The sequence below is a fragment of the Peptoclostridium litorale DSM 5388 genome, assembly GCF_900141635.1.
Taxonomy (GTDB): Bacteria; Bacillota; Clostridia; order Peptostreptococcales; family Peptostreptococcaceae; genus Peptoclostridium; species Peptoclostridium litorale.
On the sequence record NZ_FSRH01000011.1, the window covers coordinates 93415 to 108850 of the forward strand.

At 44.6% G+C, this 15436-nt stretch carries 9 protein-coding genes; 8 read left to right on the plus strand and 1 reads right to left on the minus strand.

Features of this window, described 5'->3' with window-relative positions; all coding sequences use genetic code 11:
• The first annotated feature begins 174 nt into the window (after nt 1–174).
• Both BUQ87_RS10910 and BUQ87_RS10915 read left to right on the plus strand, forming a co-directional pair.
• Complete coding sequence (locus BUQ87_RS10910; protein WP_074210104.1) at nt 175–4371, plus strand: DUF445 family protein; 4197 nt, start codon at nt 175–177, stop codon at nt 4369–4371.
• Between the two features lie 39 nt (nt 4372–4410).
• On the plus strand, nt 4411–6321 hold the full coding sequence (locus BUQ87_RS10915; protein ID WP_038264256.1) for a sensor domain-containing diguanylate cyclase: 1911 nt from the start codon (nt 4411–4413) through the stop codon (nt 6319–6321).
• 71 nt (nt 6322–6392) lie between these two features.
• On the opposite strand, the gene BUQ87_RS10920 is transcribed toward BUQ87_RS10915, so the two are convergent.
• Nucleotides 6393–8072 (minus strand): methyl-accepting chemotaxis protein, encoded by a 1680-nt coding sequence (locus BUQ87_RS10920; RefSeq protein WP_038264252.1) that lies wholly within the window; start codon nt 8070–8072, stop codon nt 6393–6395.
• A 457-nt stretch (nt 8073–8529) separates the two neighbouring features.
• Between BUQ87_RS10920 and BUQ87_RS10925 the strand changes: the two genes are divergently transcribed.
• From BUQ87_RS10925 to BUQ87_RS10950, 6 genes are all read left to right on the plus strand, one after another.
• On the plus strand, nt 8530–9327 hold the full coding sequence (locus BUQ87_RS10925) for an FAD binding domain-containing protein (protein ID WP_038264249.1): 798 nt from the start codon (nt 8530–8532) through the stop codon (nt 9325–9327).
• On the plus strand, nt 9320–9781 hold the full coding sequence (locus BUQ87_RS10930; protein ID WP_038264246.1) for a (2Fe-2S)-binding protein: 462 nt from the start codon (nt 9320–9322) through the stop codon (nt 9779–9781). Before BUQ87_RS10925 ends, BUQ87_RS10930 begins: the two co-directional genes overlap by 8 nt.
• 1 nt (nt 9782) lies before the next feature.
• Entirely contained in the window at nt 9783–12068 is a 2286-nt protein-coding gene (locus tag BUQ87_RS10935; protein WP_038264241.1) for a xanthine dehydrogenase family protein molybdopterin-binding subunit, read from the plus strand.
• A gap of 453 nt (nt 12069–12521) precedes the next feature.
• A complete protein-coding gene (locus BUQ87_RS10940; protein ID WP_038264239.1) occupies nt 12522–13178 on the plus strand; it encodes a cobalamin B12-binding domain-containing protein in 657 nt (218 codons plus the stop codon).
• Nucleotides 13178–14149 (plus strand): uroporphyrinogen decarboxylase family protein, encoded by a 972-nt coding sequence (locus BUQ87_RS10945; RefSeq protein WP_038264237.1) that lies wholly within the window; start codon nt 13178–13180, stop codon nt 14147–14149. Before BUQ87_RS10940 ends, BUQ87_RS10945 begins: the two co-directional genes overlap by 1 nt.
• Before the next feature lie 260 nt (nt 14150–14409).
• The gene (locus BUQ87_RS10950; protein ID WP_038264234.1) at nt 14410–15432 is read left to right on the plus strand and encodes a molybdopterin-binding protein; all 1023 of its coding nucleotides are present in this window, start codon (nt 14410–14412) and stop codon (nt 15430–15432) included.
• Nucleotides 15433–15436: the final 4 nt, after the last annotated feature.

The following is a 15436-nucleotide window of genomic DNA, read 5'->3' on the forward strand; positions in this document are numbered from 1 at the left end:
TAATATGCTTATTCAAACTTTTAAAAACTCACATAAATAGCATATTATTTCATATGGCACTATGTGGTAAAATAAAAGGTATGGGATTTTGATAGGGCAGGAGTTCATGGATTTAAAAAGAAAAGCCGCAACATGGCTGCAGCCCGCACAATTTATGAAACCGGGGAGATAAAAATGAATCAAGGAGATATAACAGCTGCACATTACATACTGCAGGCTCTTTCGGGAGCGTTTACGGGATACATCACAAACACATACGCCATAAACATGTTGTTTAGGGAATACACGCCACTTAAGATAGGCGGGGTAATAAAAAAGACAAGGGCCGAGTTCATAGAAAACGTGAGCAGTCTTGTGGAAAGGGACATAATAAATCACAATACACTCATAAAGGAGATTGAAAAAGAGGAGTTCAAAAGAAACATAGACTCCTTTTCAGCTGTTTTCCTCAAGGAGTCCATATATGAAAAGTGTCCAAATGGCAACATTGAAAAAATCCCAGGGTACGAGCAGACCCAAAATGGAGGGCTTGAATTTATAAATGCCATTTCAAAGGAGCATTTGGAGCCCATGTTAAGGGGAGTTCTTTCTATTGTAGACGCCGACTCAATAGCAGGTGAAAAACAGCTGAAAATGTTTTTTGCAGGGATTATGGAAAACCTTCTGGAAATACTCTCGAAGGACGGCGTATTTGAAGAAGAGTTTTCAAAGGCATATGGGAATATATCGAGTCTTTCCCCTAAGGAGATAGCAGGGGGGCGGATAAAGGAAATAATAAGCGGCGGGGCAGACAAGCTCATATACAAGCTGCCGGATTTGCTTGAAAAGAAATACAGGGCTGAGCTTAAAAAGAGCGCATACGATATGATGGACTCTGCCGGGATAGACGAAATTATAAGGAATATCCAGGGAAGGGTATACGAAAAGAGGATAATTGACATAATAGGGGGAGACGGCGAAGACCTACTGTTTGAAGAACTTGTCGAAAAGATAAGGGATTTTATAAATTCAAGCCAGGGCAGAAATATCGCCGAAGAATTCTCGTCAAAACTCATTGAAGGCGCTAAGGGAGTAGACAAGTCGGTATTGGATATAATGACTAAAGACTTCAAGGCAGGAATTGAAGGCTATCTCAGAAAAAACCTTCCACATGCCGTATCTGCGATAATAAGGTGGATAGAGGAAAACGAGGGCGAAATAGAAGACGTGATACAAGAGGCGGTAGACGATGCTGTTGACTCTGCAGAGGGCATGAAGGGCATGATACTGGGGATTGTAAAGGATTCTCTTTTAAATGACATAGCAAAGAAATATGATATAGTCGCCAAAATAGTGTCGTATCTTGAAGAAAAGGCCGACATGGACACCATAAGCAGGGAGATATCCGAAGAGATAATAGGGTTCATAAAAAAAAGGTCAATAAGGGACATAATCACACTGCTTGAGGAAAAGGGCCTTCTCACAAGCGGCCTTATGGCCTCGTTCATGGTCAAAAATGCAGACAGATATATAGGAATGCTGCCAAGGAGGCATTTTGAAAGGATATTAAAGACTAGAATAGGAAGCATTGTCAGCGTAGACTTTGTAAGGCTGTTCGAAGGAAGCATAAAAGAGCCGCTTGCAGACAGGCTCCTTGAAAAATTCGTATTTTCAAAAGGCCTTGGGGACATGATTTCACAAAATGTACGGGGATTCATAGAAGTGACATGGACAGACAAGCTTTCAGACAGAATAAAAGACGAAGATATCCCCAAAATAGCAACTTCAATAAACGATGGGATATGCAGCTATATTTCAAGCTGCAAAGAGGAGATTGCCAATAAGGCGGCAAATGCGGCGCTGGAATGGGCACGGGGAAAGACTCTGGCCGACATTGCAGGAGAGCGTGAAATAAGGATTCTGTCTCAAAAGGCGGATGCCACAATACAAAGAGCGTATTTAGGTGCTATGAATTGGCTTGGTAAAAAGAGCATGCGCGACATGGCTGACAGGCTGAACTCTGTCTCAAACATTGAAGAATCAGTGTCGGGATTTGTACAGGGGATTGTGAAGGGAAACCTTGAAAATTTTGTGCAGGGAAACATAAAATCACTTGTGGCGAAAAACATAGGCAGACTTGACGACGATGAGCTTTGCGAAATGGTGCAGGAGTTCATGGGAAAGGAACTAAAGCCTATAACGGGCTTTGGCGCTGTGCTTGGATTTTTTGCAGGGATTGCGCTTGCATCGTTTGAAGGGACAAACATATATGTGAACATACCTGTGTACGCTCTTGTAGGGTGGATAACAAACGTAATAGCGATATGGATGATATTCAGGCCTTACAAAAAGATAGAGATACTTTCTAAAATACCATTGGCGAGAATGTTCTCTCAAGGATATATAGTCAAAAACAAGCCGAAGTTCGCCCAGAGCATGTCAAGGTTTGTTGAAGAGGAGCTCATGGACAGAAAGAGCATAGGCCAGTCATTCGAATCACAAAAGGACGTGATGGAAAGGGCGCTTGCGGGAAAGATCTCGAAAGACGATTATGAGGCCGTATCTGCCGCCATAGGGAGGTATCAAGACGAGATACAGACTATGCTGGGGGAACTCGTTCAAAACATATCCATAAAAAACAAGCAAGAGATATCGACCGCCCTGTCGGATGCAGTTTTTGAAATTAACATGAAAGCCAAGGAAATGGGAAAATTGGTCTCCAGGCTCAAGTCGGCTTCAAAGGACAGGCTGGACGATGTGCAGCCGCTTTTGTACGACGGACTTACAGGGCTTTCGAGGAGCAGCGCAAAGCTTGACGATGTGCTTTCAAATGGTGTTAAAAATGCGGCGGCAAGTACTATTGAATCTAAAATTGAAGGCCTTATGGAAAGGGCGTCAGTCTTTTTAAACGACGCAGAAAAGGTTAAATCGCAGATTGAGTCATATTCTGAAAAATACAGCAGAATAATAAAAAGGCCTGTAGCCGACATTACAGGGGAAAAAATGATTGAAGATGTCAAAGAAAGGCTAAGGAGTCTTATAGACGGCATTATCGCATCTAAAAAGACCAGGAGGAAAACCATACGCGCCATAGAGGGCATATTTGAAAGAGAGCTTTCGGCAAACAGGAGGCTTGACGAGATATTCTCAGGAGCTTTAAAGGGTTTTGTCAGCGACAATGCCGACGACGTGCTTGAAAAGCTCATAGCTTTTTTCAAGCACGGACTATCATCTTTCGGGGACACTATAAAGGAACAGGCTAAGGAGTCGGTAAAGGGCGAGCTTGGAATGGTGCAAAAGGGCATGTACATGATGTTTGGCGGGGACGACATAATAGATGGCATAGTCCACAGTATAATAGAAGAGAAGGTTCCAAAATTCCTGGATGCAAAGAAATATGAGCTCAGAATCCTAGCAAAGGACATAATAGAAAACAGGATCTATGCGGCAAGGCTTTCTGAGTTTAACGTGTCGCTAGACAAAATAGAAATAGCATCGGCTATGGATGATTTCATGTCCAGGCCTCAAAACACAGGCGCCATAAGCAAGGGTCTTTGTGATGCGGCAGGTTCAATATTGGACGTCATAGCAGAAGTGCCTCTCGAGTCATACCTGAAGATGATAGGGCTTTCAAGGATTGAGGACGCAATCTACAGGTTCAACGGCGACATAGAGTCGGTATCTGGAATTGCATCAGAGCTGGCGTACAAAAATGCAGGAGCCACGGCAAAATCTGCATCGGTGATAATAGGGGATGTGCTTCAAAATGAGATATGGAGCCAGAGAATAAGGGACATATTGGACTGTGACGAGCAGGAACTTAAAGGTGGAATATTTGAAGCGTCACAAAAGCTGTCGGACTTATCAGCAATAATTGATATGGCGAAAGAGCTTTCAGGCAGAATGATAGACGGTCTTTACCAAAACATATGCGATGAAGGGCTTGAAAGATATATAAGCAGGCAGGATCTTGCAGGTACAATAGAAGGTATTGTCCTTGGGACAGTGCTTGACGAGAGGTTTTCAGTATACATGGAACCGTTTTACAGGAACGTGGTGTCAAGGCTCAAGGGCGAAAAACTTTCATTTGCAGACATGGGGACAAAGGATTACTTAACAAGGCTTTTAACGTCATGCGTTATGGATGCGCTTGGAAAGACTCTTCCGGACATACTCAGGGACATAGACTTCAAGGGAATAACCAGGGACGAGATAAACAACATGGAGCCCCAGGAGATACACGCTCTTTTCAATTCATTTGCTGGAGACTATTTCACAAGACTAAGGCTCTACGGTCTTTTCGGAGGGATTTTTGGCACACATCCTGCCGTGACGGGAGCCGCCGCGGCGGCGTTTTTCGGCAAGAGGGCTGCAGACAAGAGCAAGGGGTAAGCTGCATACAGTTAAAAATTTATATGAGGAGAGCTGCGTATGGCCATTTTTTCAAAAACTGAAAAATTCAATAGTATTGTTCTTAGGGCAGTTCTCTTTGCTGTTACAGCGATCCTCATAATATTTTTTTATGATGGTTTTTACGTGCCTTTTGAAAGTGCAAAACTCTTGGATGCCAGTCTGGAACTTGGGGATTATGACATTTCAAAAAAGGTTGTAAAGCTTTCAGGAGACGCCTGTTATTTTGACGGTGAATTCCTAACCGGAGAGAACATTGAAAAGCATGCGAACTGGACCATGGCAAGCATCCCCTCGAACTATAAAGAGATGAATGGAGGAAACAGCTATGGATACGGGACTATCTACTTCAGAGTAAAGATTCCAAGCCGGCTCAAGGAAGAAAAACTGGCATTCAAGGCGGAATACCTGCCGACAGCGGCGAGAATATTCATAGACGGGGAGCTTGCTGCAAGCCAGGGGGTATTAGGCAGTGTTGAAAGTTCATCCAAGGGGATATACCTCCCTACAACATCATACTTCAGCCCAAAGGGCGAATATGTGGGAATAGCCATTCAGTTTTCGAATTTTGACGACATCAGTCCCAAAGTGAAGGGATTTTACCTGGGTACAGTTGAAAATATTTCGAAAATGTCTATGAAGCTCATGGCAAAGGATTTTTTCATGTTTGGCGGCTTTGTAATAATGTTTATAAAGTTTTTCATACTCTACATGAGAAGGACGAGTGATCGGGAGTACATTTATTTCAGCCTCCTCTGCCTTTCAATGGCAGTACGGGTAATGTTGGTGGGCGAAAGATTCATAGTCAGAATGCATCCGGAGATGCCTTGGAGTATTTTTGCGAAGGCCACGCTATTTACTGTCTACTTTGGGGCCCTGTTTTTCGTGGTGCTGCTGAATGAAACCTTCAATAACATATACTCCCCCAAAATACATAAGGCGTTTTTGAGGATTACAGCCGTATTCATTGCGATTACGCTGATTACGGACGAAAACATATATGGAAGGATTCTTCTCCCCTATGAAGGCGCCATGATTCTTGTAATGCTATACAGCTTCGTGGTGATTTTGAAGGCGGCCAAAGAAGGTGAAAGCAGTGCAAGGAGCATGCTTGCAGTAGTTCTTTTACTTGTGGCATGTGTGATAAACGATGTGCTCAACTCATTTTCGATAATAGACACTCTGTACAGTGTGTCTTTTGGAATATTCTTTTTGATTTTTGTACAGTCAAATATACTGTCGCAAAAATTTGTGAAGGCCCTGAGAAAATCGGAAGAACTCGTGCAGGACATGAAATTGCTGAATGAAAGCCTGGAAATTAAAATAGCAGAGAGGACTCGAGAGATAGATGTTAAAAACATGGAGCTTACGAGCATAAACAGCATGCTTGTCGAGGTGAATAAAACACTTGAGGAGATTTCCTGTTTGGACAGCCTTACGGGAATTCCAAACAGGAGGAGATTCGACGCTTACGTCTTGAAGGCCTTTGAAAAAAGCCGTGAAATGGCTGAGGCTATAAGCATATGCATATTCGACATAGACCATTTCAAACGGTACAACGACACTTACGGGCATGTGAAAGGCGACGAATGCCTCAAGGCCGTGGCAGAAAAAGTGAAGTCCATAGTCGAGCCTGTCGGCGGGTTTTTTGCAAGGTATGGAGGGGAAGAGTTTGTAATGGTGCTGGAGGGACATTCTAAGGAGTCTGCAAAAGATATGATAAGAGAAGTCATAAGTGGTGTGGAAGCTCTTAATATAATTCATGAGACTTCTGACGTTTCGGATTATGTCACAATAAGCGCAGGGATGAAGATGATTGTTCCTGATGAAAACACTTCGGTTGAAAAGATTGTGAAGGGTGCGGACAAGCTTCTCTATACGGTCAAAAACTGCGGAAGGAACGGGTTTTCATGTGATTTCGAAAAAGTATAACATTAAAACGAAAAGAACAGCCGAGAGCTGTTCTTTTCGTTTTGTGGCGCCTGATTTTAAATACAATCTCTTTAATATTTGAACTTGCCCACTATGTTTTTGAGGTTTTTTGCCATTGTACTGAGTTCCGCTGAAGAAGAGCTCACCTCCTCTATATGGGCCTGCTGTTCTTCGCCAAACGATGCGACTTCATGTGAAGCGGCTGCGGTCTGCTGGGATACTGCAGATATATTTTCTATAGAAGAAACTATTTCGTTCTTGTTCGATGCCATTTCAGTGATGTTTTCACTTATCTTCTCTATTTGGAATGTTATGCTTTTCACTGACTTTGTTATGTCGGAAAATGCGCCTTTAGTCTCTTCGACGGATGAATTCTGTTCTTTGGCCATTACTATCATTTCGTTTATAAAGTCTGATGCCTTGACAACCTCCACTTGCATGTGGCTGACTATATTGGCTATTTTTTTGGATGAGCTTTCAGACTCCTCGGCAAGCTTTCTGACCTCTTCGGCTACAACTGAGAAGCCTCTTCCGTGTTCTCCTGCCCTTGCGGCTTCTATGGCGGCGTTGAGAGCAAGAAGATTTGTCTGCTCTGAAATCGAATTTATAAAATCGACAAGAGAGTTTATCTCGTTTGATTTTTGGCTTAGCTGGTCCATTGCATTTTTTACATGGTTTACAGACTCGAGATTTCTATTGTTCCTGTCGCTGAGCTGGTTTACAATTTCGAGGCTTTTTGTGTTTATCTCCTGGGTGTTTTGAGAATCATTTTTCATATTTGCCGAAAGGCTTGTAATTTCGCCTATCTCCCTGTCAAGCTCGTAGGACATGTTTGCTATCGACTGTATGTCGTCAGCTTGGCTTGCAGTTCCAAGAGCTATTTCAGAAACGTTTGAAGACATGCTCTCGCTTGCGTACGCAGCCTGCTCTGTTATATGGGCAAGAGTGCTTGAAGCCATAAGGACGCTTTCTCCTGAATGGTCTATCTGAGAGACTATGTCCCGCACTGTGTCTACAAAGCGGTTGAAATACTCTGAAAGCAGCCCTATCTCGTCATTTGAGCCCACCTTTATTTTTTCGGTAAGGTCTCCGCTTCCTTCCGAAATGTCCCTGAGCTTTTCGGTTACAGTTTTTATGGGAGTTACAATGCTCTTGGAAGCTATTGCAAAGCTAAGAAAAAGGATTACGGCCCCAACTGCGAGTATTGCAAACTCAACCATTTTAAGGGTAGCCACCTTGCTGTCGTAATTTTTTTGGTACATTCCGACGATTTCGTTTATGCCGTTTTTTATGTCCATTGCACTTGAAGATACAAAAGCTGCATTTTGCTCTATGTCACTGCCATGGAGCATTGCCTCTATGCTGGCCGAATACTTGTCTATTGAAGGCTTCAATTCCGACAGTTTCTGGTGGATTTGATCGTCTGGCTTTTTGTTTATGCCAAAATCCCCGTTGCCCTCCATGAGCGCTTTATGTATCTGGTTGTATTTTTCAAGCTCTTCCTGGAGTGTTTTTTTTGCATTCTGAGCGCCCGAGTTATCTGAGTTTTCTATGGAATCCGCGTATTTTGAACTGTAGAGTCCGAGCAGCATTGTCCTCATTCTCTGGCTTCCGCTTATGTTGATTACAGTCCCGTCGTTGTTCATGCCTTCAAGTGTGCTAAAAAGCACTCCCATATTGGCAAGAAAAGGCACGAATGCCAGTATGAGGACGAGCAGTATTTTTTGTCTTACCGATTTGAAAGAAAACATATGTATATCCTCCTTGCGTAGTTGTATATGAGTATATATTTTAAAAGCATACTTATGAAATTAAGCAATTAAGCAATAAGTAGTGCAAATAATAGAGTGACTATAACTATACCTAAAAAGTATGGTTATATATTACGACATTTTTTGCGAAAAGAAAAGGGGAATTTCAAAAAGCATGTGAAAACTATACATGGAAATATTATGACAGCTTACAAAATGAACATACACACGAACTATAATTCGGATACATTTCGCGAAGCATGCGGAGTCACGTGGAGGAAAGATGGATTTTGTGGATAATGTTCGAATTTCGACAACTTTGGCGGCATTTCATGCTATAATATTTCTGGAATTGTATGCATATAGGCTATTATTTGTATATAATATTAATATGCGTGGTATAAAGAATTAATATATAATATATGGAATAAAAAAAGTTTTTATGGAGGGGATGCACTTGGTAAGCATAAAGGAATATGTATGTCCCAAAAGCATTGAAGAGGCTTATGAGCTTCTCATGGAGAGAAAAAACAGCGCCATCATAGGGGGATGTGCATTTTTGAGGATGGGCTCGAAGAGCATAGGCAAAGGCATAGACCTTTCGGGCCTGGGGCTTGACTACATAAATGAATTTGAGGACAGATTCGAAATAGGAGCCATGGCCACGCTAAGGCAGATAGAGACCAGCGAGGAGCTAAAGGGCAGCTTTGGGAGCTTCTTTGAGGACTCAGTGAAAAACATTGTCGGAGTGCAGCTTAGAAACATTGCGACGATAGGGGCCACGGTATTTTCAAGATACGGATTTTCAGACCCCATAACCGCGCTTTTGGCCCTTGACGCCCAGGTGGAGCTTCATAATGGCGGAGCTATGTCTCTTGAGGAGTTCATGGAAAACGGGCCGAGAAGAGACATACTCACAAAGATAATTGTGAATAAAAACTGTAGCGCGGCATCATTCAAGATGATAAGAAATTCAATGGCAGACTATGCGATAATAAACGCGGCTGTTTCAAAAGGCGAGTACGGCTACAGGATAGCTGTTGGAGCAAGGCCTTATGCGGCTTCCCTTGCAAAAGGAGCCATGGAAAAGCTAAACGGCGCAAACGACGCCTTGTCGGCCATAGACGATTCTGCCAAAACTGCAGCGCAGGAGCTGTCATTTTCAGGCAATATGAGGGCGTCACAGGAGTACAGGATGGCGGTATGTCCGGTGCTTGTAAAAAGAGCTTTGATGGAGGTCGTTGACAATGGATAACAAACTTAAGCTTAATATCAACATAAACGGCAATGACATTGCAGTTGAGGCGCATGCCGACGAGTTTTTGGCTGATATGCTCAGAAGATACGGATTTTTGAGCGTCAAAAAAGGATGCGACACAGGATCTTGCGGACTTTGCACAGTATGGGTGGACGAAAAGCCTGTGCTTTCATGCTCTTACCTTGCGGCAAGGGCAAATGGAAAGAGAATAACCACAATAGAGGGGCTTCAGGAAGAAGCGGCCGAGTTTGCAAGCTTTCTCACGGGAGAGGGAGCAGAGCAGTGCGGATTTTGCAGCCCAGGATTCATAATGACTGTGCTTGCGATGAAAAGGGAGCTGAAAAATCCTACGGAAGAGAGCATAAAACACTACCTTAACGGAAACCTGTGCAGATGCACGGGATATGTGGGCCAGCTTAGAGCCCTTAAAAAATACATGGGGGTGGATTAGTATGGGCTATGTAAACAAGGGAATTGCAAAAATAGACGGAATGGACATAGCGCTTGGAAAACCTGTATATACCGATGACATATGCACAGGCGCGCTTGTAGTTAAGATACTCAGAAGCCCTCACGCATACGCGAGGATAAAGGGAATAGACGTGGAAAAGGCTCAGGCGCTTCCGGGCGTTGAGTGCGTGCTCACACACGAGGACGTGCCAAAGAGCAAGTTCACCCTTGCCGGGCAGTCTTACCCGGAGCCCTCTCCATATGACAGGAGAATACTTGACGAATACGTAAGATACGTGGGGGATGAGGTTGCCATAGTGGCAGCTGTAGACGAGAGGACTGCCGAAAAGGCCCTGGGCCTTATAAAGGTTGACTACGAAGTGATCCAGCCTGTATTAGACTTTGAAACAGCACAGGAGAGCCCTTCGAAAGTACATGTTGACGATCCCCATGTGAGCTTTGACATAGGGCTTAGAAGCCACAAGAACCTGGCAGCCGCGGATTCAATGGGATATGGGGACGTGGAGGCGGAGCTTGAAAAGAGTGAAGTGGTCGTAGAGGGTACATATTACATGCAGGCGCAGGCCCATGCGATGATGGAGACGTACAGGACATGGACCCATTTTGACCATGCGGGAAGGCTGAACGTCGTGAGCTCGACTCAGATTCCGTTTCACGTCAGAAGGATTCTGGCGAGGGCCCTCGAGATACCTGCAAGCAAGATAAGGGTTGTAAAGCCCAGGATAGGAGGGGGCTTTGGCGGAAAGCAGACAGCATCGGTCGAAATATTCCCTGCCATAGTCACGCTCAAGACAGGAAAGCCGGCAAAGATAATATACTCAAGAAGAGAGTCATTCAGCTGCACAACCAGCAGGCACGCCATGAGAATAAATGTCAAGGTCGGAGCTGACAGGGACGGAATGATAAAGGCCATAGACATGGAGGCGCTTTCAGACACGGGCGCATACGGGGAGCACTGCTGGACCGTGTTTACGGTGGCGGGACACAAGAGTCTTCCTCTTTACAACAAGGCAAATGCCGTGAGATACCACGGCAAGGTTGTATACACCAACAAAATGCCAGCTGGGGCTCTAAGGGGATACGGCGTTACGCAGGGCATTTTCGCACTTGAGTCCGCAGTGAACGAGCTGGCCCAAAAGCTTGAAATGGACCCTTCTGTCATAAGGGAGAAGAACCTTATGAAGCAGGGTGAAAAGAGTGCCTTGCTCGAGGGCGGGGACGAGAAAAACCCTGCAACACTAATGAGCTCTTCTCTGGACAGGTGCATAGAAAAAGGCAAAAAGCTTATAGGCTGGAATGAAAAGTACCCGTGCATAAAGGTTCCAGAGGGCAAGATGAGAGGCGTTGGAATGGCTGTTACAATGCAGGGCTCTGGAATAGCGGGAATAGACACGGCTTCTGTAATGATAAAATTAAACAGCGAAGGCTTCTACACTCTCATGATAGGATCTACTGACATGGGAACAGGCTGTGACACCATACTTGCGCAGATGGCGGCCCAGATACTCGACACGGAAATGGAGAACATAACTGTACATTCGGCAGACACCGACGTATCTCCGTATGATACCGGATCATACGCATCGAGCACGACATATGTTACGGGAAATGCCACTATATTTGCAGCAAGGGATCTTAGAAACAAAATGATTGAAAAAGCTGCAGATATGTGGAATGTGAAGGCGGAAGACGTAGAGTTCGACGGAAAGGAAATAACATCCAAATGCGGAAAGAGCATGTCACTTTCAAAGTTTGCAAACACGCTTTCACTTGGAGAGGGCAACCTTCAGCTTGTCGGAAACGGAACCTTCGGAGGGGACACAAGCCCGCCGCCTTTCATAGCTGGATTCGCGGAGGTTGAAGTGGACATGGAAACCGGAAAGGTGGATCTTTTGGACTATGTTGCCGTTGTCGACTGCGGAACGGTAATAAATCCAAACCTCGCCAGGATACAGGTCGAGGGCGGAATAGTGCAGGGGATAGGAATAGCGCTTTACGAGGATGTTCAGTACTCGCAAGGCGGAAGGATGATAACAGATACATTTATGCAGTACAAGATACCTTGCAGAAAGGACATCCATTCGCTTAAGGTCGAATTCGAGCCAAGCTACGAGCCTACGGGACCTTTCGGGGCCAAGTCTGTCGGAGAGGTTGTAATAAACACTCCTGCTCCTGCAATAGCGGATGCAGTGTCAAATGCGGTAGGGAAGAGGTTCAGAAAGCTTCCTATAACGCCAGACAAGGTGCTTATGAAGATAATGGAGTAAGCATATTGCTTGAATTTTGCTAAGTTATCTTATACCTGTAAATTAAGTTTGATATGGGTTATCTTATATATGGAATATTAAGCACATCCAAACTTTATCGGGAGGATGTGTTTTGTTTTTTTATCTGACATGTTCATTTTGGGTATGGTCCACTTTTTAAAGACATAATGGATAGCGATATAGAATAAATTTATAAATACACATACAACCATTTAAAATATTAATAACCGTTGATTGTAATCGACTGGAGCATATATAATTATTGAAGCTGTTGACATATCAATGCATACAAAATGAGAAATCATTATTTGCGCCAGACAACAGCAGTAATATTAGCAAGAGCTGCAGGGACTTGGAAATAGGGCATTAAATCTAAACGCGGCAATACCGTGAGGCTATAATATATTGATTTACATAATACGATTATAATAAATACATATACGGGAGGATACAATGATCGAAAAAGAAGAAATACTAAGAAGGCTTGCAGAGTGCGTGGTTGAAATGGAGGAGGACGAGATAATAGAGGTGGCGAATGAAGCCATAGAAAGCGGAATAGACCCTCAGGAGGCCATAATGAACGGGCTTTCAAGGGGAATGGAAAAGGTAAGCGAACTCTTTGAAAGCGGGGAATACTTCGTGCCAGAGGTGATAGTCTGCGCGGACACGATGTACAGCGCGCTTGAAGTGCTAAGACCTCACCAGAAAAAAGCCGCAGACAACATGGGCAAGATCGTAATAGGAGTTGTGGAAGGTGACACTCACGACATAGGAAAGAACATAGTGGCAATAATGCTCGAAGCTGCGGGATTCGAAATGCACGACCTTGGAAGGAATGTTCCTGCAATGGACTTTGCGGATAAGGCACAAGAGATCGGCGCGGATATAGTGTGCCTTTCATCACTTATGACGACAACAATGCACGGAATGAAGGATGTCATTGAAGAGCTTGGCAAAAGGGGGCTTGAAAAGAAACCTTTTGTCATGATAGGGGGGGCGCCCATTTCGGAGAGCTTTGCAAATGAAATAGGCGCGCACGGGTATTCTGCGAACGCGCCGGAGGCGGTAAATCTTGCGAAGAGATTCATGGAAAGAAGAGCCGGGGCATAATGAGGCTAATAGAGTATATACACAGCGAAAACCGCGGATACATGCTGCCTTTCATGGGAACAAACGGTCTTTTCATCACGGGGGACACTTACGAAGAGGTGTGCAGGTCGCCCCAAAAGCAGATGGATCTGGCAAAGGTCATGGACGAGGGCTTCGGGTCTGACTTCATATACGCCCTTGACTACGGAGGGATATTCTGCAAAAGCCTCGGCATGAAAATGCTGACTCCGGACTTTGACTTTCCAAGTGTTCTGGAGCACATGAGCGATGACGAGATAAAAGGGATACAGATGATCCATCCTGAAAAAGACGACAACATGAAAGCCCACCTTCAGAGCATAAGAGATATTTCAGGCAGCTTTGAAAAGCCATTTTTCCTGTCCATACCGGGGCCGTTCACGACAGCTGTAAACATGGTTGGGGCCACAGACATGTCCAGAAAGATAATAAAGGACGGTGCATTTGTGGAACACATTCTGGAATACACTACTGAAATGGTGAGAAGTTATGCGGTGGCCGCGCAAAATGCCGGCACAAGATTCATATCAATAGCCGAGCCGTCATCCGTAATACTTTCGCCAAAGAGGTTTGAAAAATATGTGGTGCCAGCCGTATATTCGATATACGAGGCCCTGCACTGCTGGAAAGGGCTTCACATATGCGGGGACACGACCAACCTCATAGGAAACATGATAGAAATGGGGCCAGAGTGCATAAGCTTCGACCAGATTATGGACCTTCAAAAGATTGCCAAGGCGGTGCCAAGTGATATTGTGATAGCCGGCAACATAGACCCCATAGAAGTGCTTGGAAAGATGAGCCCTGAAAAGGTCGAAAAGAATGTCGCAGAGATTGTGGAATCGATGAAGGGGCACGACAATTTCCTTGTGGCTTTTGGCTGCACCTGCCTTAACAGTACCCCTGCTGAAAACCTGAAAGCCGCAATAGCGGCTGCAAGGCGCACATATTAACGCAAGCTGATCTGGAAAATATGAAATATGAGCTGAAATCTTGGGAATAAGCTTGATAAGAGCGTATTAATACAGCCGGCATGAACTTCAAAAATGGAATGGCATTAAAAGTTGATATCGTATGCATATGGATATGCTATAATGGAATAGTATTCAATATTAAGAATGTTTTGGTGATCTGAAGCATTCTTTTTTGTTTTCAGCATGACGTTTCAATTATTTTGAGCTATTTTGAATGAGCTGGAGGTTATCGATAGAGTATGTTTAAGACAGTTAAAGTGGAGGATGCGATAGGAATGGCCATAGCGCACGATCTCACAAAGATTGTGCCGGGAGAGTTCAAGGGAGCCGCGTTCAAAAAGGGCCATGTCATAGAGCCGGGAGACGTTCAAAAGCTCAAGGACATGGGGAAATACCACATATACGTCCTGGAAATGGGGGAGGGGATTCTCCACGAGAACGAAGCCGCAAAGAGGATAGCAAGCTGTGCGGTGGGAAAAGGGCTTGTATGCAGCGAGCCTTCCGAAGGAAAGATAACAGTAAAGTCAAATGTGGATGGTATACTAAGGATAGATGTCGAGGAGCTGTATGAGGTGAATGCCATAGAAGACGTAATGTTTTCAACAATCCACAAAAACAGCGTAATGGAAAAGGGCTCGCTTGCAGCAGGAACCCGGGTGATTCCGCTTGTAATAGACGAGTATAAGATAAAGCAGATAGAGGATATATGCGCCAATAAAGGCCCCATAATATATGTAGATGAATTTCTGCCTAAAAAGGGCGGGATTGTAGTCACGGGAAGCGAGGTCTTCGAGGGCCGGATAAACGACAAATTCGGACCGGTAATGGAAAAAAAGCTTGAAGAGCTTAAAATAGAGAATCTGGGAATAAAGTACTCGAGAGACGATGCTAAAATGACTGCCGCTAAGATAGAAGAGCTCATAGAAGATGGAGCTGACATTGTAATATGCGCGGGCGGAATGTCTGTAGACCCGGACGACATGACTCCGGCGGCAATAAGGAATGTGAGCGACGTGGTTGTAACATACGGGGCGCCTGTGCTGCCGGGAGCGATGTTCATGCTGGCATACAAGGGCGAAACAGCTATAATGGGTGTTCCGGCCTGTGCGATGTACCATAGGGCCACGGCTTTGGAGCTTGTTCTGCCTAGGGTGCTTGCCGGGGAGCGCATCAGCAAGATGGACATTGTGAAAATGGCAGATGGAGGGCTGTGCCTCGGATGCGACGAGTGCACATATCCTGTATGCCCTTTTGGAAAGTAGCGGC